Below are 18,840 nucleotides of genomic sequence, written 5' to 3' on the forward strand. Positions count from 1 at the left end.
GTTTTTTATTTGCATCGATTCTAGATTCGGCGGTCCGTTGCGGATTTCAGCGCCGAAGAACGTCGAATTCCGATTAATTTCTCATGCTATGATGCGTGAGAATCAATCTGCCTAGTTCGGTCCCGATCAGGTTGGGCATATTGTAAAAATTATCCGAAGTGATCTGGATGGAATCCTGAAACAGATGTTCCGCTATGTATCGTCTTCCGAGACCGACTCCCAGAAAGACGTAGTTCCGATTCTGGTTTTTCAGAATTTCGGCGTGGAGTTTGCGGTTGTCCCGAGAATTGATTTCGTCGGAAACTTCTGCTTTGCCCCTTTGTCCCCGAAAATCGGAGATCATTACCACAATTTTCGTCTGTGCCTCTGGCGAAAAGTACGATTCTACTTTTTCGAGAAGTTGATACTCTTCTACGGAGTCTCCTTGCCAGTCGGTTCGCAGATAATTGAACATTTCCTCTTCTTTGGCGTCGTCGTAATCTTCGTCGAGGCGTTTGATCGGAACGAGGTCGATGCGATCCTTCTTATTGTTTCGATCCGAGTAAGCGTGAATCGAAAAATCCACCTCGTGTTCTTTGAGAATATAAGCGGAAGAAAGCATCGCCGAAATCACAGCGACCGCGTATTCAAAGTTGAAGATCCTTCTCGACTTGGAGACGAGAAACGCTACTTCCACACCTTTGAGTTTTTCTTCGTTCTTATCGATGATCGTACGATCGAAAACTTTCGAGTCTCCTCTTCCGGATAAGAATGAAATATATTTCCGAGTATCGATACGATTTCCTTCGTTTCGATACATTCTCGTGATGTCGATCTCGGGATCAAAGAGACGATCGAGATTGAGTTCGATGTCTTCCAAACTCTGACCGAATACTTCTTTGAATTCTTTTAAAGAAACTTGGATCGTGTAGTCCCAGAGGATCTTACGTTTGGCAAGAAATTGTTTATAGAGTTCTTCGGTGCGATAACCCCAGGCTCCGCCTCCGCCCGCGGGTTCTCCTTGGCCTTTGTTGCCTCGAGTGTCCTGACCATACCAAGCGTCGGCGCCTTCCTTCATCTGACCTCCCGTTTCGGGAGTGTCGATTTCGATTCCACGTTTGAGTGGATTGCCCGAGTTGAGAAGTTTCGCCTTTCCGGTTAACGCTTCTCTTTTATGAAGTTCGGGATTCCACCAACGTTTTTTTTCAATGTCGGTGGCCGTTGTTAGAGTTTTTTTTTTCTTATCCTCAAGAACCTTGAAGAAATCGGACTCTACTTCGATGCCTGACATTTGGAAATCTAAGATTTTTTCGAGTTCCTGTCTTTCCTTCGGATCTGCGATCTGATTTGTATAAGCGATCTTTCCGCCTCGCACCGCGGTTTCTTTCAAGCCGGCTTCTCCCGTTTTTTCATCCGCGTAACGAAGAATATGATCCTTCCAAAAAAGAAGATTGGAAAGACCGAACAGATACGGCAATAAATTCGCGGAACCGATCGTTCTCTTTTTTGCGAGATCGCGGATCTTTGTGTGAAAGGTCACCATCTTCGAAATCAGACTGCTTCCCGGAAGATAAAAGGAAAGAATTTCGGTTAACGTGGATTCGTCTTCGAGATCCGGAAACAAGACGCTCGTAAAACGATTTCGAAACGCGCGGGAAATCGTAGCGGTCGATTTTGACTTTCTAAAAAGTTTGAGAGCGAAGATGCGGGAATCTCCGGTCAACTGAATCGGTTCGCTTCTTCCCGCTTCGGGAGGAAGTGTGAGGGATCTCGCGTCGTCCGTGAGCATATTCAATTTTTCTACTAGTTCGGCTCCGGCCGCTTCCAGGTTTGTGATGAGAATGTTTCCGCCTTCTCGGATTCCACGAGTGAGAGGACCGTCCACCCAATCCACCTTGGAACCGCTGATCGGTTTCAAAGCTCCGATGATATCCGAAGTATGAATTCCCTTACACAAACTCACGGTCTCCAGAGGAAGACCCGAAATTTCGGTGAAGAGCGGAAGAAGAATCTGAGGATCCTGTTCTTCCGAATATTCGATCAAAACGTTTTCCTGAAACTGAACCGCGGTAAAAATCTTTTCGGAAAATTCACGAAGTTTCAGAGGAAGAGGAACGCTGCTCAAAAGATTCTTCGCTTTGTTTTCATCCACAACCGGAAAAGCCTTATCGTTACAATATAAAAATCCTTTGTGAACTTGAAAGCTCGGTTCCGGAAGTTCGGGAGTCATCTTCAGGCCGGTTTCGCTTAACAAAAGTTCGACTTGAAGGTCTCTGTCTTCTTTTTTACGGAACGGCTCCACATAAAAATTCCAGAACTCACGAAACTGAAGTTCGCTCGTTTCGGCCTTTAAACCGAGAATACGATTACAAAGTTTTTTGAGATTTCGAATGTTGAAGTGATACTTTTCCAGATCTCCCTTACCGAGTTTTCCAGTGATCACACGATTCTCCGTTTCCAAAGAAATACGGATGCAGGATTGAAGAAGCGATTCGCTCAAGGCAGGATAGAGTTTTTTAAGAATAAAAAGAATTTCATCGGGAGTATGAGGATCGATAAAGACGACGGAGAAGAATCGAGTGATGTCGAAAGGAAGAGGTTTTCTTCCTTCAAAACCTTCGGACGGGTTCTGGGTTCCGATAAAATTAAAACCTTCACCGCAGGAAATTCTCGAGCCGTCTCCTTCGATTAACTCTAAATAGGCGGACTCGTAAACGGTGGAAAATCGTTTGATGATATGTGGAGGACAGAGATTCATCTCGTCGGCCACAAAACTCTGACCCGAACGTATCGCAGCCGTAAGAGGACCGTCCGACCAAGCAAAACCTTGACCGTCCATGAGGATTCGATACGAACCGATCAGATCTTCCGGAAGCGTATCCTCGTTAAAACTAAAACGAGAAGTCGGATGTTTTCTCATGAAGTTAATATAATAGATGAGCGCGTTCTTTCCCACACCGGCGTCTCCCACGAGGAGCACGGGTTTTCCTTCCAGAAGAGGATAGAGAATATTGGATAGATTGCGAACGGTGGAATCGGTCTCAACGAGATCGGATCCAAGACTTCCTGTGTTGATTCCCGATTTAGAAACGGGAACATTCAGACCGGCGATTTTTACGGTTTCCATGACTCAAAGTTTATCAGGTAGAATCCTCTGGCAACCTGAATTCCCGAATTTATATTTTGAACGATTTGAATTGTTTGACTATCAAATCAACTTTTCGAGATGATTCTTTTGAGAAGACCGTTTTGCGGTAGTTCTCTCCGATAGAGATTTCAAAAAGGATCTAGTATGAGTCAGAATACGTTAGAATATGTTTTAGCAAATCGAATCCAAGGTCTGGACACTTCCGCAATCCGCAAAGCGTTCGAACTCGCAGGAAGTTTAAAAAATCCGATCAACTTGTCCATAGGTCAGCCTCATTTCCCTTGTCCCGCAAATATCATAGAAGCCGGATGTAAGGCCCTCAAAGACGGAAAGACCGCTTACACTCTTACCGGTGGAATTCCGGAACTTCGTTCCGCGCTTGCAGAAAAATACAAGACGACTAACGGTATCTCCTACGCGACGCCCGAAAGAATTTTGGTCACTTCCGGAATCAGCTCCGCATTCTTACTTTTATTCAACGCATTGTTAAACGAAGGAGACGAATGTCTCGTAGTAACTCCTCACTTTTTGATGTATCCCGCGTATATCAAGATCTACGGAGGAAAGATGAACACGGTGCATCAATCCTTCGAACCGGAAGATCTAAAGGATTTCTCCAATAAAAAATTGAAGATCATCATCTATTCTTCTCCTTCCAATCCTACCGGTAAAATTCTTTCCAGAAAACAATTGGAAGCACTTGCTGAACTCGCCGAGAAGACCGGAGCCTATTTGATTTCGGATGAGATCTACGAACTTTTTGACTATGATAAGAAGTTTATTTCAGCGGGTTCTTTTTACGAGAAGACAATCACTCTTTCCGGTTTTTCCAAAACTTACAGTATGACTGGACTCCGTCTGTCCTCCATTCTCGCGCCGGAACCCATTACAAAAGCATTAACTACTCTGCAACAATACACGATCGTCTGCGCTCCTTCGGTCACTCAGTGGATGGGACTCGAGGCCCTCAAAACGGATATGAGCTCCTACATCGCGGACTACAAAGAAAAAAGGGACTTTGTCTACGATTCATTGAAAGATCACTACGAAGTGGAGAAAAGCGAAGGCGCATTCTACTTCTTTATCAAGATCAAAGAAAAGGACGATGATTTTATCCTAAGAGCCATCAAAGAGAAGGAATTGATCTTGGTTCCGGGTTATATCTTTGCCGATTCTAAAAATTACATTCGGATCAGCTTTGCTTCCGAATGGGATAATTTGAAGAAGGGAATTTCCGCGCTTGTCGCACTCGCTTGATCCGTTAAACTTCTGGATCTTTTTGGGATTCGGAAGTTTGGGCGCGGCTTCCTTGGGAAGTTTTTACGTGACCCTCGGTTATCGAATCTTAGAATACTATTACGGTAAAAAAAGAAAGTCCCTTTCTTTTCGAGAGAAGTGGAAACAGATTTTTACTTCTCCGAGCGCCTGCGATCACTGCGGAAAGGAAATCCGTTATCCGGAACTTCTTCCCGTGGTTGGATATCTGATCACAAAAGGAAAATGCAAAGAATGTAAAAAGCCGATCCGTGTGATCTTTCCTCTGGTTGAATTTTCTTTTTTTTCTATCTTTGTTTTTTGTTTTCTTCTTACCCAAAATCCCGCTTTCAGTTTTGTTTTTTTGTTTTTATGCGGGCATCTTTTGATTTCCTGTCTGACCGATGCGTATCATTTCTCTTTGGACTATGAAAATCTTCCCTGGATTTTATTCTTCGGTTTGACCGCAGTTTATCTTTTGAACGGCAAACTCCCCGGCTGGAACGAACTCTTTGTCTTCGGAGGTTTTTTCGCCGCGTTTCTGATCTTGTTTCTTTTCTTTCCGGGCGGAATCGGTTTTGGAGACGTTCTCTTTGCACCGGTTCTTGCGATGATCGCCGGTCATCCTTGGTGGATGTTTTTTTTAAACGCCTCTTATATTCCTGCGGTTTTGTTTACGGTCGCGCTTCGAAAAAAAGGGGAAAGCCTTCGTAGAACTCCGATTCCGATGGGTTTGTATTTTGGCCTGGGAACAGTTCTTACTTTTTTTGGTAAGATCCTTTTTGAATCCGAGCTCCTTTCGATTCCGATCTTTTCCGATCTTTTGGATCAAAACCCGCAATAAAAAATCGAAGAACTTTCGAAGGACCGGTGGGAAGTTTTTATAAAACGGGAATGCCGGGTTTCAAATTAGCATATTTTTATTTTAGAATATTCTAATTTAAGAATCTACCTCATCTATCTTTTCCTGAGACGGTTTCTATTTTGAGTGAAAACTTTTGTTCCAATCCAACAAAAATGAGGATTCTTCTTTGCTTCAATCTTTTGAGAACCGAATCTCTCTGTGATTTGAGCAACTTTCTATCCGAAAGCCTGAGGAGAGCATTGGAACGATAAGGACCTTTGTCGTAGTTCCGACGAGAGGAATTTTACTTGCAAGAAGCGCGATTTTGTGATAGAGGAAAAGTCACACGAGTTTTCCCACGAGCCCGCCTCCTCCACCCAATCAGGGTGGGGCCGCGCGAGTTTCACGGAGGGACCTTTGTCGTACTTCCGACGAGAGGAATTTTACTTGCAAGAAGCGCGATTTTGTGATAGAGGAAAGTCGCACGAGTTTTCCCACGAGCCCGCCTCCTCCACCCATTCAGGGCGGGGCCGCGCGAGTTTCACAGAGGACCTTTGTCGTAGTTCCGACGAAAGGAATTTTATTTGCAAGAAGCGCGATTCTGTGATAGAGGAAAGTCGCACGAGTTTTCCCACGAGCCCGCCTCCTCCACCCATTCAGGGTGGGGCCGCGCGAGTTTCACGGAAGGACCTTTGTCGTAGTTCCGACAGACCAATCTTTACGGTCTGGATTTTATCCAAAACGAACTGGAAGTCCGACTGAATGCAAAACCTTTTTCTAAAAAAGAACTTTGTCGGAACAACAAGCCCAAGCCGATTAGATCGGATAAAAAAAGAGTCCGCAAAAAAAGAGGATCAACCAAAAACCCGTCTCGATCGTTTCGCTGAGAGGTTGGATTCTTCTAATTCCTCCGTAAGCGTGAACGATCACCATCAAACCAAAACATCCGAGAAGAATGTTAAAATAAAACGGCTGCACCGCGCGATTTCCGGCGGCGACAAAACCCATATAACAAAGGACGCACATCACGCTCGCAAGACAACGTCCGTAATAAATGGACAAGTTGCCTTGATCTGGAATCTCCCATCCTAAAACCGCGGCCCAACGAAGAGGCACTAAAAACATAGGAAGCGCGAACACAAAAAAAGTCGCGGCCACGAGCACATATAAGAATAAACTGGATTCACTTCCCCAGATTCCGATCATAACTTTTCCTCCACAAAAAATTCAGATTCATTCAAAGCCGAAAACATACCTTAACTCGGAGAAATTTTCGACTCGCACGAAATCGATTTCGATTCGCGGTGCCGAATAACGCACAAATTATACATTTATGTCATATTATTCACTTCATTGACTCATATTTTCGTAAAGAAAAATACTTTTGATGAAAATAAAATATTTCTTCGAGAATGAATTTCGCATTTCAAAAACACTCTCTAACTTACGTTTTCTTAGAAAGAGAACGCAAAGCAAGCTCCTGATAAATAAATCAGAGTGAATTTCAAAACTCTTACTTATAATTTAGAGTTCGATTGTGTCTTTGGGAAATGCTTCGACCGAACCCGAGGAAAGGTTACTTTTTTCTAATATGATTTTGGAAATTGCAGAGAATGGATCTGTTTTTGTTCTTATTTTTTTTGTAAGAATTTTTAAGATCTTTTGTAACTTTTTAGAATCGTTTGCGTATGGAAAGAATGGTTTAAAAAATTCTGAAATTTTGTTTGGTGGACGGTAAACCGGCCAAGACGATATTTTAGAAAGCGGGAAAGTTTTCGCCTCCTAAAATGAGGAAACGAAAACACATTCAAAATTTGGAATGATTTTAGAAATTTCTTTATTCAAAAATAAACAACCCTCAGATCCACGCCGCCGTGAGTCACGTGGATCGTATCGGTCTTGATTCCCATATTACGATTGAGAATGGACCAAGAATCTTCGTCAGGACAAAGAATCAATCCGCTGATTTCCACGGGGAGTTCCCACCAGAGTTTAAGTTTTTCACCCAACTTTTTGTAGAACGCGTTAGTCGCACCAGCCTCCATTCTTAATCCGTAAGGAGGATTGAGGGGCATCCAGATTCGTTTCGGCTTCCCGACGCTTTCCCAGATATCTTTTGGAGAACCAGTGAAAAAATCTCCCTGCCACTCCTGCATCGAAACCAAATCCAGAATTTCAGATTCCTTTAGAAAAGCTTGATATTGATCCATTCTCTTCTTCGTGTATTGAAACGTTTCTTCGTTCAGTTCGTTCCACCAGACCGCGATCGGATTTTTGCCCGGAGGTTTTAGAGTTTTCTTTTTTAGAAAGTCCCAAGTGGATTCAGGAAATTCTCCCATATCTTGAAACAAAAAAGTTCTCTGATAATGAGGAAAGCCGACTCCAAAAATAGAATCCACCGATTCTCTGATAAGGGTTCCAGTTCCTGCAAAAGGAACAAAAACAGCATCCGGGTTCGGAAGAATCTTGTGCATTCTCTGAATCAAAAATCTCGCGAGGTCTTCCCGGATCGGAGCCGACTTAGAAAGAGGTTTGAACTTTCCTCTTTGATTGAGAGGTTCTCCGGCGAGACTTACGTTCATCACGATTTCGTCGTCCATGATCATCGCGCTGAGTTCGGTCGTCCTTTTTCCGTTAGTCGGATTGGTATGTTCCGTTTCCCAGAGCCTTCTTAGATCTTCCGGAGTCCATTCGGTTGCGCCCTTGACCTGAGGATGGAACTGAAGATCCCAATCCGACGGAAGAACTTCCGACTTACGAAGAGAGTTTTCGAATTCTTTAAAATCAAAAGACCGTTTTAAGGGATACATCCCCAAGTTGAGTCTAAAATCCCGAACCCAAGGAATTCTTACCAAAAGTTCGAGAGCCTGACGGAAGTTCGCATTCTCGAGCAGAATCTTCCCGGGTAGAACTTTGAGAAACGGCGTAGACATTTTCGGAAGATAAGAATCGCTGATGATCCTCTTCGCCGTTTGTTCGGTTTCCTTCGCGGATCCCGTGGGGAGCAGATATTCCCATCTCCTCAGCTGGCCCGACTTAAATTTAGGAAACTTCCATAGCATGGTAGTAGAATTTAATATCGCTTCCGTACGGCCTATCTCAAAACTTTCTCAAATTCAAATAATCAGCGTCCTACTTTCGAAGCCTTCTGGATTGCCTCCCATTCCTTGCCGGAGACGATTCTTCCATCCACGAGATGGATCTGTCTTTTGGTCCTTGCAGCAAAATCCGGATCGTGTGTTACCACGACGATCGTGGTTTTTCTCTCCTCATTCACCTTCGCAAGAATATTCATCACCACTTTGGTGTTCGCCGAGTCCAAGGCTCCCGTGGGTTCGTCCGCAAAGATATACTTAGGGCTCATCACAAGCGCACGGGCGATCGCTACCCTTTGGGCCTGACCTCCGGAGAGTCGGTTGATCCGATAGTCCATCCTATCTTTCAGATCGAATTCTTCGAGAAGGTGTTCCGCATAACTTTGATGTTCATTCAAAAGGCCCGCCTTTCTCGCGGGCATCAAAACGTTTTCGAGGGCCGTAAACTCGGGAAGTAGATAGTGAAACTGAAAGATAAATCCCATTCTTTTGTTTCGAAACTCGTGAATTTCTTCTTCGTCCATCTGATAGATATCTTTTCCGTCGATATGAATCTCTCCCCTACTCGGCGGATCCAAAGAACTGATCATATAAAGAAGCGTGCTCTTTCCGGATCCGGACTTTCCGGTGAGAGAAACATAATCTCCTTCTTGGATATCGAGGCTAACACCTTTGATGATTTCCGAATTTCCAAACATCTTCTGAAGATTGAAAACGGAGATTCCATTTTGAACGGCGGTCTGCATTCTTATTCTCCTCTTATGATCTCGATCGGAGAAAGTTTTCCCGCGGACCTCGCGGGAATCCAACTCGCAATCAACGTGGCGACCATCGACTGTAAAAATGCCTGGAAGTAGATCGCCGGCGCAAAGGAAACGACCATGGATCCAGCTCCGGCCGAAAATAAAGGATTTGAAAAAGGAAGAGATTCGATTCTCAAGCAGACTAAAAATCCGACGATGAGTCCGATGATTCCCCCAACGACTCCGAGAATCATTCCCTGCATCAAAAAGATCATAAGAACTTCTTTGGGTCGAAATCCAATCGAACGAAGAATGGCGATTTCTCTTTTCTTTTGGTTGATAATTACATTCAAAATATTGTATATTCCAAATCCTGCTACCACGAGAATGGCCGCGGTCATCGAATACCGGATCGCGTCCTGCAACTTAAAGATCGCAAAAAAACTGGAGTTGGCTTCCTGCCAGCTTAGAACCTTGTCTTCTCCGAGACCTCTCCATTCCTCAGCTTTTAAGATGGAACGATTTACGTCCTTTAGACGAACCGCGATGTCCGTGATCATTCCGGATTGTCCCGTCAACTGCTGCACTTCGGATAACAATCCGTAGGCGATGCTGTCGTCCAGAGCCTTGTTTCCGGAACGAAAGATTCCGGAAATACGAAACGGAGTTCTTTCCTGCAAACCCGCGGTGATCCAGACCGTTTTGTTGAGTCCCAATCCTAAGAGTTTCGAAAGTCCGTCTCCGAGGATGAGTCTGTTTCCGGCCGCAAGGGATTCTACACTTCCTTCCGTGATGTAATCCGCGAGAGGAGTGATCAAAATCTGTCTCGAAGGGATGATGCCTATGATCTTACCGGCTTCTTGATTGGAACCGGAATAAAGAAAGATTCTTCCGCTAACTTGCGGAGAATAAGCCTCCACTTCGGGATCGAGGTCCAACCTTTCATACCAGAGACTCGCCTGGTTCAAATGAGTGGATCCTCGTTTACCGGAAGGAGGAGAAAGCCAGAACACATTCTCGTTGGGAAAAAGATCGTCCATAGAATTGGCCTGGATGATTTCTTGTCTGGGTGAGATTCGAACGTGGCAGTCCGCGTTGATCAATTGATCGATGAGATAACCCCGGAAACCGAGTAAAACCCCGGAGATGATGATAAACGCGGCGGTTCCCAAAACGATTCCGGAAAGAGTCGTCAGAGTTTGTTTTCCCCTGACTAGCATTTGTCTGAGGGCGATAAACAACATCAGGGCGCCTCGGAGAGTCGATCTCCCGCTTGAATATCCCCTTCTTTGACTTCTATAAACTGTTCGGATCTGAGTCCGGGGGTAAAGGAGACTGCAAGAGATTTACCGTTTCTGAATATTATAATTTTATGTTTCTTTTCGTATTTTCGAGGAACCAAGACCGCGTTATCCCGTTTACCGACTTCGATCGCAACGTCCGCCGTCATTCCTGGAAGAACTCCTTCCGGAAAACGGGCGGCTTCGATCCTCGCAAAAAATTGTCCCGCGTGAGAAAAGGTTCCTTGAACCTTTCCTTGTATGACTTCGTTCGGTTTTCCTTCAAAGCGTATGAGCGCCGACTGTCCCTTTTTTATCGAAAGAAGAATCTGTTCGTCCAGAGCCACCACGAGATATTTCGCCCCGACTCCCAAAACCTCTACGGCCTGCATCGTTTGAAACGCGACCTCTCCCTCGTGATAACCGATATCCGAAACGATTCCTCGGATCGGAGATCGAACTGTGGTAAGACCTTCCAACTGTAAAAGACTCTGGCCCGGAAAGACTTCGTCTCCTTCCAAAACAAAAACCTTGGTCACTTTTGTGGGAACCCCAACTCGAAATCGAAACGTATCCAAGGAATGTACGGTTCCTAATCCGTAGGCTTTTTCCGATATCGGACCTACGACGGCGACGTCCTCAGTTTTCGGTTTGTTTTTCAATTGAAAGATCAGAATCAAAACCGCGATCGGAAGAAGCGCGGAAACAATTCTATAGGGAAGTCGCAAAGACTTATAAATTCTCCAAAAGGATTTGAGCTTGTTGACTACAACTTTCATTCTCACTGACTCCAACTTACTTTTTTTTCTTCGTCTTTGTAGTTTTGGGAACCGTCTTCTTTTTCTTTGCTTGCGGCTTTGCAACTGCGACTTCTTTCTTTTTAGGCGCGAGTCCCGCCGCGATAAAATCGGTAGTTCGTTTTAACTCGGCTTCTGCGTCCCAATCTTTATCTTCTTCCGGCTGAAAGAATACTTCGGTAAGAAGGATATAACCGGAAAGATTGGTAGCAACGAGTCGAAACGCGGACGGGATCGGAATGTCTTTGATGAGCCCCTTGTCCTGAAACGCCTTGAGACGTTCCACGATCAAGGGTGCGAGTTTTTGTTTAAAGACCCTTTCCAGAATTCCTCGAATCTCCGGTGAGATCATCGCTTCTTGAACGATGATACGAATGAGGTTTCGATTTTTTCGGATAAAAGCGATTCTCTCTTCAAAGACGGCCTGTAGGAATTCTTCGAAGGTTGAATAGTCTTGGGAAAAGACTACTTTCAATCGTTTTAAAGTGAGGGGCGCGATAAAACTTTCCATGATCGGCATCGCGAGACTCAAAAGAAGTTCTTTCTTACTCTTGAAGTGTTTGAAGATCAGGCCTTCGGCGACTCCTGCCTTTTTTGCGATCTCGCCGGTGGTTGTTGCGGAAAATCCCTTTTGCGCGAAGATTTCCATCGCCGCCAAAAAGATCTTTTTTTGACCTTCGGGCCAACCCGGATCCAATTCTATATTTTCTTTGATTTCTTGCATGGTGAGTGATTACTCACTCATGATAACAAAAGCACGTATTTCTGTCAAGGGTCAAAGTGAATCCAAACCTTCTTTTTAGAAAAAAATTTCAGGAGAACCGTAAGGGTTAGAATATCAAAAACGTTCGATTCTTACTAAAAACCGTGAGTGGAATGATTCAGGATCAGGCTTCCCACGGCGGACTTTCCCAAATTTCGTAAGAGATTTGTAATCGGATCCGTTCTTCATCCAGTTCGAATTTCCTTTGTTTTTGACTTGAGCGTCTGCCTCCTTTCCGGCTTATTATAAGAATCGGGTCGGCTCCTGCGGACTTTGTGTCGAACCGGTAATCAGAGAAAAAATTAAAAAGAGCCAGAATGTTTCAACGTATACCCACTCATCTCAAATTGATTTTTAGCTACATAGTCTACTTCGCAGTCATCTTACTCTTATACAAGATCGCCTTTCTTTCCGTTTATTGGTATCGATTGCACGGAGTTCCTTTGGACGAGATCGCACTCGCGTTTCTTTTGGGATTCCGATTCGATTTCGCGGTGATAGGAATGACACTCGGTGTCTTTGCGTTCTTATCCGTACTTCCCTATTTGAATCGTTTTAGAGCGTATCGTTTTTTCTGGGGTTATACTCCGATCCTTTTGGGAATTTGGATGATCGCACATTTGATCGCTGACATCATCTACTTCGAAAACGCCAACAAACACATAGGCTACGAAGGTTTTGTCTTTATCGGAAAGGACTTAGGCGTGATTTTAAAATCCGCCTTGGAACAAAATACAACGACGTTTATCATAGGAATCGGATTCCTACTGATCTTTCTTCCACTATCAACTTGGCTCTTTCTTAAATACAATCCTTACGAATACAAAAAAGAATCCTGGAAGACTTACGGAGCTCATATAGGAATCGTATTGGTTCTTACGGTCATCGCCGTGCGTGGAGGAATTCAAGAATCTCCGATCCGTGCGACTAACGCAATCGTCTCCGGAAACAATTTCGTCAACAATATCGCGTTAAACGGAGTTTTTACTTCCATCATGGATTTAAAAAGCCAGTCGATTCCGAAATTCTTAAAATTAGAAACGGAAGAAGCGGTCGCGATCGTTCGAAAAGAAATCAGTTATACCGGAGCGGAATTTATAAGCGAGAAGTATCCGATCCTAAGAGTTCAAAAAGAAACCAGACCGGGCACTCCGCCTAACATCGTTTTGATTATGCTCGAGAATTGGACCGGAAAATTCATCCGCCCCATTTCGGACGGACTCGTGGAAGGAAAGGAAGTGGCTCCCCACTTCAATCAACTTCTAAAAAAAGGAAGATTTTACAATCGTTTTGTCGCGTCCGGAGGAAGAACCACAAACGGGATGATGTCCATTCTTACTGGAATTCCCGACCGCCCGGGATTGACGGTGGTAAGAACTCATCAGGTTCTCGGAAATTTTTCCGGGATCGGAAGTATCTTTAAAAGAATGGGATACGAGACCTTTTTTGTGACGGGTGGCGACTTAAGCTTTGATAACAAGAGCACACTCATGCCTCACTGGGGTTTTGATACGGTCCTGGGGGAAAAAGAAATCTCCAAACTCGGAAGATTTAAGCTCGGAGCCTGGGGATACGACGACGCTGACGTATTACAATTATTGCATGAACGAATTGCCTCTTCCAAAAAACCGATCTTAGGTCTGGCCTTGACTCTCACGACTCATTATCCATACCGCACTCCGTCCGAAAAGTTTAGAATCTTCGGTCCTGAAACGAGAGACTATGATTTTTTGAACGTCTACAACTACGCAGATTGGGCGGTTCATAATTTTATCACACAAGCCGAAAAATCCGGTTATTTTAAAAATACGATTTTTGTCTTTGTTGCGGATCATACTCACCATCGTTATCTGGACTACTATGAGGACAGAAACGTTCCATTCCTCATCTACGCTCCCGGAAGAATCGCTCCCGCGTTAGACGAAACCATCGCGTCGCAGTTGGACGTAATTCCTACGATCCTCGGACTCGTCGGAAAGAAGGTAGCATTTTCGGCGATGGGAAGAAATCTTCTGGCTCCGGGGAGATCGGAGACCGCATACTTTGCTTACGGGAATCTCTTCGGCTGGATCGAGAACGAACATTTTTATCTGAGATTTTTTGACGGAAAAGAAGATCTTTCCTACAACATCGTTCCTCCTCGTGAGAAAAATAATTTCTGCGAAAAGGATCCTTCCGTCTGCGAGGAAATGAGCAAAAAGGCAAAGGCCTATCTCAATCTAAGTTACGAATTGTTAAATAAGAACGTGGTCTTCCCTTCTGAAACCGAGTTGATCCAGTTGACCAAACCTTAGAATCACAACAAGTCGCAAGTGTCCCCGTTATATCTGAAAGCGGACTTTCAGTCCGTAGCAATCTATTTTTCGGGGAAAACAGGTTTGTCGGAACAACCTTTAGGAATAAAAAGAATCGACGGACGAAGGTTGAATTCGTCCGAGGTTTTTTGATTTCGTAATTTTCAAAAAAAAGAAATTAACTTTTTTCTTCGGATCAAAACTTAATTCCGGAAGTGGAATATAAGTCCTGACAGAGACTACAACCATCCAATTGTTTTCGGATCTCTTTTTTCCTTTCTAAATCCAAGGACGGCCAAAGATTCTTTTTCTCAATCGGATCGGCTTGAATGTCATAGGCTTCCTCGTCGGGAGGAAACGCGTTCAAACGTAGCATATAATGCAGATTCCCTTGAATATAACTCATACCGACTCGATAGAGGGATGTTTCGTTATTGTTTGCGATAAAAATACGGCGATCGTCCGAAAGATTGGAAAAAAGGGACTTCCCTTCCAATCTGGAAAGATATCCCTTCACCTCCGACTGATTAGAAATTCCTAATATATCCGCGACAGTAGGAATTAAATCCGTATTGGACACGTTTCGTTCCACATTTTTTTTCAGACGATCCAGAGGAACCGTTTTCTTTAAAGAATCCGGAACGTAAAACAACATCGGAATCGCAACCGTCTCGATATGATTGCTTTCGATATGACCGATATAATCGTGCTCGAAAATTCCTTCGCCGTGATCCGAAGTAAAAATCACGAGAGTATCCTTTGCGAGATCTTCTTGTTGCAAAAAACGGAATACACTTTGCAAAAGATCATCCAAATATCTTACCGAATTGTCATAAGGTGCATACGCGTCTTTTCCGATCGGGAAAACAATCGATTCTTCCGGAATGATATAAGGGAAATGATTTGTATTGAGATGGAGAACGCCGGCAAAGTGTTGATTTTTTTCTTTGAGACCTTTGACGTGATGTTCAAACTCCTCGACCGTCTTACGATCGTCGATTCCTATATCGTTAAAGACGCTGTGCCCGCTGATTTCCTTATTCCAGAGAAAATCGATTCCCGCATTCTTAAAAAAGCCCGAAAAATTATTCCAGCGAAAGCTATGACTGGAAATGTAAAACGTGGAAAGACCGGCTGCTTGTCCGTATTCCCAAAACAAGGGAGCGCTGTGAGTCAAAGAAACAGGTTGAATCGGAGAAACTCCGGACAACAAACTCGGAACCGAAATCAAAGTGGAACTCGAATTGGAGAACGCATTCTTAAAAACGACAACCGTACCGCCGCCAGGATTTTTAGACCAACGATTGAGAAAGGGAGTAGTATCTCTTTCGTATCCGTAAAGTCCCATACTTTTTCTTCGAAGACTCTCGCTCAAGACGATAAGAATGTTCATCTTCGCCGGATTCGAACTCGGTTTTATAAGAGGTTTGTTTCTGGATTGTAAACCAGCAGAACCGAGCCTATCGCCGGTAACGATATTATAAAGATTCCGATTGATAAACGAAATAGAATTCGTATCCGAAACATAGATCTGATCGTTAAATCGAGTGTTGTTATGAAAGAAAGCCGCTAAGAGAAGAATCACGAGACTCAAAGAAACCATTCTGCTTTTTAAAAACCGGGAAGGTTTTGGAAACGAGGAAGCGGTTTTTAGAGTAACTAACAAAAGTAGAAAAAGAAAAACAAAACCGATCAGACTCCAAATCGTAAGTCCGCCCTTAAAGATGGTCCAGCTATTAAACGGCTCTTGAAAGATATAAGAGAATACAAAAAAGTTCGGCATGATTCCCGAATACAAATAGTATCCGTAAGAACCGACGATACAGATCGTATAACCAAGACTCGCGTAAACAAGAAGCGCCCAGTAGAAACGCATCTTGGAAAAAGAAAGGAGAAGATTGAGAATCAGGAGAATCAGCGAGTAAATCAGAACCGAATAGAAAAAAGAAAGAAGATAGTAAGACCACTGAAGTCTTTCCATCTGACTCACGATTTTCCAGCGAATCACCAGATCCGTCAGAAGGATAATCGAAGGAAGAATAAAAATCGAAACGATTTTAAATTGAAAATCGGAAACGAAAAAATTCCATTTCTGTTTGATAAATGAAAACAAAAGGACACCCCGTTCTTGATCGGAAAACCTGAAAGGGATTTTTTATGTTTCTTCCGATCGAAATCGGAAATCCTTCCAGGCGTTTTATAGTAAGCAATTGCTTACATGTTTATTTTTTGAATGCTTCTACAAATCAAGTTTTTTTCCCCGCGATGGAGAAAAATAACCTCAATTCTATCACGCGTTTTCCATTTTTATAGAGAATATAGGTTTTTATAGAAGTGACCAGGACTAAATGGCAAGCAAAGTGCCTTACCTTCGTTGCGATATTTTGGTGAGCTAAAAGTCCATTTCATCCAACCCAAAAATACGAATTATCTTTTCTGAATAGGTGAACTCAACAAGTCCTTGGTTGAGCTCAAGGGGGAATTCTACATCCCGCAGCGGAAGTCCTTTCCAAAAAGAATCCCGCGTAAAATTCTAAGATCGGAAAAGATGGAAGGAGAATCCGAACTCACCTAACAGTGGAAATGCGATTACAAAGAAAAACGAATTTGGATTTTTCTTGAAAACAGGAAGTCTCATTTTCCATTTCGGCCTTACAAAAAGTCCCTTGAGAAGGTTCGAAGACGAAGCCCAAATCTTATGGACAAAATATCCGAAGAGAACAAGGATTGATTGTGTTCTTCGAATCTCTTTCCAATACAAGTATCCTTACGGGGATGATCACTCCTGCGGTGATGATCACCGCTTGCGCCAGTCTGATATTTTCCACCGCCAATCGCCTCGGAAGAATTTTTGACAGGGTTAATCTTCTCAAGGCCGAAGTCGAAGGGGTTCTCGCCGGAAAACTACTCTTTCCTACCGAAAGAATGGAAAGTCTCAAAACACAACTTCAAATCCAAAGAATCCGCGCGATTCTGATTCAAAGATCGATGGCATTCCTTTACACTGCGACTTCTCTTTTCGTCCTTTCAAGCCTTGGCTTTGCGTTTTCCAGAGCCCTATTTCCGGAATATTCCTGGTTTGCAACGCTCACGGCTCTTCTTGGAGGCATTTTTCTTTTTATCGCGAGCATCTTTCTACTCTATGAAAGCCGCTACAATCTGAAATTTATCAAGGGCTTGATCGATCTCACCGAATTTTTAGGAAGTAAAATTCCCGATTCGAATTCTCCCCGATAACCAACACCAACCCGCCCAAGCGAAAATCTCCTTTGGGCCTTCCCACTTCCTTTTTCTACTTTTGTTTCACTTCGCTTAATAAAAATCACTTCCGCCAAAGCGTAAAATTCTCAGATCGCATCCCGGTTTTTTTAAAAATATTTCGAACCTTTTTTAAAATTCAGGTCTAAATAAGTAAGCAGTTACTTACTATCATGAAACGATTCTTTTCTTTTACGGGGATTCTCCCACTCCTTTTCCTATTCTTAGATATTTTTCCATCGCTTTCCTTAAACGCCTTTGGCCCGGCCGGATCCTTCAATCATAGCCGAATTCTAAAAGAATCCTTTCGAGATTTTACCGAAAGAACGGGTTACGAAATTCGAGTCGATTGTCAAGAGATGATCCTTCAAGGAAATCTCCATTCCGACTCGGAGCTGATGGATGCGGAGTCGTTTCACTGTGATAACAATAATATCTTTGGATGTGGAATCGAACTCAGGAACTTAAAGTCAAAATCCGAAAAAGCCGGACTCTTTACGGATTCCATGAAATATATGGGACACGCGACTCATATCATCCAGGACTTTTACGCACACAGCAATTGGACGGAAAACCATCCCAATCAAACTGCAATCGCACCTTTGGAAGAACCTTGGCTTTTGCTTTCCAGACCGGAAATTCAAACCGGTTATTACGATCTATCACCCGTCATTCAGCATGAAGAGGAAGCGATCGAATGTTTGGATCTTTCCTTTGACGAGATGAAAACCTTTCAGCCGTTTGCGACTCATCTTTGTCTGAATAAGGATTCTGAAAAAACGCTTCGGGGTGGGAATCCAGTGGAGAATAATCAAAACGTAAATTTACACGAATGGGCCGGACTACACGCCGTCGAACACACGACTCAGTTCTTAGTCGACGCCTATCACAGTAATCATAAGAATCTTACTCTCTGTCTGATTCCGAAGAAGGTAAGTTTTTCCTGCAACAACACAATTTTCAAAATGAGAAACGATTGAGAATTTTTCTTTGAGGACAAGGTCTTCAATTGAAAAAGATATCATCTCGCGATATCACAATCCGTATTAACACGGTTCTTTAAAGAATTTCTACGTAGTTTCCGAGATTCATTCAAAGTCTTTTCTCTGATATCCTTGGACATAAATCACCGATTCCAAGGTGAATTTAAAAAGGGGTTCTTTGAATGAAAAAAATAATCGCATTGATTCAGACGGCGATTCTTTTGATTTTCCTTTCGGGTTGTAAAAAAGGCGGATCGGGCGATGATACCACTTCTTTTATTACTTTGTTTGCTATTTTGAATTCTGAAAACGTAGCCGATTTCTACCCGGAACTGGGAATTCCCGGAAGTATGACCACGATCACGGGAAGTGATTTTTCAGGCAGTGCTTCCCAGTATGCGG

Annotated in this window: 14 protein-coding genes (1 of these 14 running past the window's edge); 6 read left to right on the top strand and 8 right to left on the bottom strand. The window is 43.4% G+C overall.

What is annotated here, in order from left to right; translation table 11 throughout:
- Window positions 1-73: 73 nt before the first annotated feature.
- Window positions 74-3,106 (bottom strand): AAA family ATPase, encoded by a 3,033-nt coding sequence (locus A0128_RS12785; protein WP_069607877.1) that lies wholly within the window; start codon window positions 3,104-3,106, stop codon window positions 74-76.
- A gap of 165 nt (window positions 3,107-3,271) precedes the next feature.
- On the opposite strand from A0128_RS12785, the gene A0128_RS12790 reads away from it, so the two are divergent.
- Window positions 3,272-4,384, top strand: coding sequence for a pyridoxal phosphate-dependent aminotransferase (locus A0128_RS12790; protein WP_069607878.1), 1,113 nt, complete (start codon window positions 3,272-3,274; stop codon window positions 4,382-4,384).
- On the top strand, window positions 4,368-5,225 hold the full coding sequence (locus tag A0128_RS12795) for a prepilin peptidase (protein WP_069607879.1): 858 nt from the start codon (window positions 4,368-4,370) through the stop codon (window positions 5,223-5,225). Before A0128_RS12790 ends, A0128_RS12795 begins: the two co-directional genes overlap by 17 nt.
- An 816-nt stretch (window positions 5,226-6,041) precedes the next feature.
- Here the strand turns inward: A0128_RS12795 and A0128_RS12800 are convergent.
- The 6 genes from A0128_RS12800 to A0128_RS12830 all read right to left on the bottom strand — a co-directional run bounded on the left by A0128_RS12800 (window position 6,042) and on the right by A0128_RS12830 (window position 11,855).
- Complete coding sequence (locus A0128_RS12800) at window positions 6,042-6,431, bottom strand: hypothetical protein (protein ID WP_069607880.1); 390 nt, start codon at window positions 6,429-6,431, stop codon at window positions 6,042-6,044.
- 635 nt (window positions 6,432-7,066) lie between these two features.
- Entirely contained in the window at window positions 7,067-8,287 is a 1,221-nt protein-coding gene (locus A0128_RS12810) for a hypothetical protein (RefSeq protein ID WP_069607882.1), read from the bottom strand.
- A 62-nt stretch (window positions 8,288-8,349) separates the two neighbouring features.
- Window positions 8,350-9,066 carry an ABC transporter ATP-binding protein gene (locus A0128_RS12815; protein WP_069607883.1) on the bottom strand — a complete coding sequence of 239 codons (717 nt, stop codon included), beginning with the start codon at window positions 9,064-9,066 and terminating at the stop codon, window positions 8,350-8,352.
- A 2-nt stretch (window positions 9,067-9,068) separates the two neighbouring features.
- The gene (locus tag A0128_RS12820; RefSeq protein WP_069607884.1) at window positions 9,069-10,307 is read right to left on the bottom strand and encodes an ABC transporter permease; all 1,239 of its coding nucleotides are present in this window, start codon (window positions 10,305-10,307) and stop codon (window positions 9,069-9,071) included.
- Window positions 10,307-11,122, bottom strand: coding sequence for a secretion protein HlyD (locus A0128_RS12825; RefSeq protein WP_069607885.1), 816 nt, complete (start codon window positions 11,120-11,122; stop codon window positions 10,307-10,309). Before A0128_RS12825 ends, A0128_RS12820 begins: the two co-directional genes overlap by 1 nt.
- Before the next feature lie 16 nt (window positions 11,123-11,138).
- Window positions 11,139-11,855 carry a TetR/AcrR family transcriptional regulator gene (locus A0128_RS12830; protein ID WP_173662792.1) on the bottom strand — a complete coding sequence of 239 codons (717 nt, stop codon included), beginning with the start codon at window positions 11,853-11,855 and terminating at the stop codon, window positions 11,139-11,141.
- Between the two features lie 365 nt (window positions 11,856-12,220).
- On the opposite strand from A0128_RS12830, the gene A0128_RS12835 reads away from it, so the two are divergent.
- Window positions 12,221-14,197: an LTA synthase family protein gene (locus tag A0128_RS12835; RefSeq protein WP_069607887.1), complete on the top strand. Its 1,977-nt coding sequence runs from the start codon at window positions 12,221-12,223 to the stop codon at window positions 14,195-14,197.
- Window positions 14,198-14,393: 196 nt separating this feature from the next.
- Here A0128_RS12835 and A0128_RS12840 read toward each other — a convergent pair whose 3' ends face one another.
- Entirely contained in the window at window positions 14,394-16,310 is a 1,917-nt protein-coding gene (locus A0128_RS12840) for a phosphoethanolamine transferase family protein (protein ID WP_069607888.1), read from the bottom strand.
- A gap of 662 nt (window positions 16,311-16,972) precedes the next feature.
- Between A0128_RS12840 and A0128_RS12850 the strand changes: the two genes are divergently transcribed.
- The 3 genes from A0128_RS12850 to A0128_RS12860 all read left to right on the top strand — a co-directional run.
- Complete coding sequence (locus A0128_RS12850) at window positions 16,973-17,434, top strand: DUF2721 domain-containing protein (protein ID WP_069607890.1); 462 nt, start codon at window positions 16,973-16,975, stop codon at window positions 17,432-17,434.
- Between the two features lie 194 nt (window positions 17,435-17,628).
- A complete protein-coding gene (locus tag A0128_RS12855; protein ID WP_069607891.1) occupies window positions 17,629-18,435 on the top strand; it encodes a hypothetical protein in 807 nt (268 codons plus the stop codon).
- A gap of 185 nt (window positions 18,436-18,620) precedes the next feature.
- Window positions 18,621-18,840, top strand: partial view of an IPT/TIG domain-containing protein gene (locus tag A0128_RS12860; RefSeq protein WP_069607892.1) — the 5' end (the start) only. The gene runs 767 nt beyond the window's last position; 220 of the gene's 987 nt are visible here — the first part of the coding sequence; the start codon lies at window positions 18,621-18,623; the stop codon falls past the right edge of the window.

This window comes from Leptospira tipperaryensis, assembly GCF_001729245.1.
GTDB classification, from domain to species: Bacteria; Spirochaetota; Leptospiria; order Leptospirales; family Leptospiraceae; genus Leptospira; species Leptospira tipperaryensis.